At 57.9% G+C, this 970-nt stretch carries 1 protein-coding gene; it reads left to right on the top strand.

The window, feature by feature from the left end:
* A partial coding sequence (locus DMH08_RS39610; RefSeq protein WP_158642476.1) for a protein rep occupies nucleotides 1-791 on the top strand: 791 nt, incomplete at its 5' end.
* Between the last annotated feature and the right edge of the window lie 179 nt (nucleotides 792-970).

Genomic DNA, 970 nt, shown 5'->3' on the forward strand with positions numbered 1-970 from the left:
ATGGTGAATTCTGTCATGTCCCCTTCTGTCCGGTGTGCAGCCGTCGCCGCTCGTTACGCTGGATGCGTCGTTTGTGGGAGGCGCTACCGAAACTACTGGCTGAGCACCCTACCGCGAGATGGCTCTTTCTGACCCTGACCGTAAAAAACCCCCCCGTTGGTGAGTTGAGAGAGACGCTCAAGCAGATGAATCCGGCTTGGGGGCGTTTAACCAAGCGTAACGAATTTGCGCCTGGTCTGTGCGGGCTGCGAAGTACGGAAATCACCTACGGTAATGTACATGGGGGCTGTCCTCCCCACTTTCACGTGGTGCTCTGGGTTCCTTCGTCGTGGTTCAAGCGGGATTACGTGAAGCATGAACGCTGGGTGGAAATCTGGAGCGAGTGCCTGCGGGTGGATTATGCAGCGGGGGCGCACATCAAGCGCGTGCGGCCAAAACGCGGGAGTGTACCGGAAGGAGCAAGCGCTGCAGAGGTGCAACGGGCGGCGCTGGAAGCGGGGGTGATCGAGACACTGAAATACACGGTGAAATCCTCGGAAATTGTGCGCGATCCGGCGTGGTTTCTGGAGCTTGCGCGGCAGACCTACGGGCTGCGGATGATTGCCACAGGAGGACGGTTTCGGGAGATCCTCCAGGTCGAGAAGCCGGAGACGGACGAGGATTTGATTGGTGCGGACATGCCAGCGAAGCCGGACGAGTTCGAGGAGATGGCGTTCTGGCTGGCGTTCGACTGGAGGCGGGACGAGAAACGCTACAAGCGGAATCCCAGAGCAGACAGGCGGAAGGATTGAGCGCGTTTCTGAGGCGCATAGTGGGATGGTGCGGCAGTGGAGGTGAAACGCGCTCAGAAGTGTTCTAACGTGATTTTCAGAAACAGGCAAGGATTTACCCGTTTTTTCGTTTTAAGGCGCTCAGAAGCGTTTTGAGCGCGTTTCTGGCGCTTGATGCTACGCAAACCATCCCCTTGGTC

Origin of the sequence: Actinomadura sp. WAC 06369 (genome assembly GCF_003947565.1) — a bacterium.
GTDB classification, from domain to species: domain Bacteria; phylum Actinomycetota; class Actinomycetes; order Streptosporangiales; family Streptosporangiaceae; genus Spirillospora; species Spirillospora rifamycini.